Here is a 276-nt window from a genome sequence, read left to right as displayed (position 1 = left end):
GCCGGGACTACGTCACCCCGGAGGACGTCACCGAGCTCGCCCGGGACGCGCTCTCCCACCGGATCGGCCTGACCTGGCGGGCGGCCGCCGAAGGCAAGACCGCCCGCGGCCTGGTCGGCGAGCTGGTGCAGCGGGTGCGGGAAGCGCGGTCCCGCGCCGGCCATCCGCCAGGGCGAAGGGATAGAAGCCCGGCGGCCGGGTGCGCTCGAAGGCATCGCTCACCAGGATCAGCCGGATCGCGACCCGCTCGGCCAGCAGGGTCAGCGTCTCGTCGAA

The 276-nt window shown here is 74.6% G+C and carries 2 pseudogenes; one reads left to right on the top strand and one right to left on the bottom strand.

Annotated features, from left to right (window positions below):
- Positions 1-59: pseudogene (locus MKL09_RS27275) on the top strand (hypothetical protein); the annotation flags it as partial.
- An 88-nt stretch (positions 60-147) separates the two neighbouring features.
- Here the strand turns inward: MKL09_RS27275 and MKL09_RS27270 are convergent.
- Positions 148-276, bottom strand: a pseudogene (locus MKL09_RS27270) (DUF58 domain-containing protein); the annotation flags it as partial.

Origin of the sequence: Methylobacterium sp. J-048 (assembly GCF_022829515.1) — a bacterium.
Lineage (GTDB): Bacteria > Pseudomonadota > Alphaproteobacteria > Rhizobiales > Beijerinckiaceae > Methylobacterium.
The sequence above is the reverse complement of the archived record's forward strand: the minus strand, read 5'-3'. Positions and strand labels throughout refer to the sequence as shown.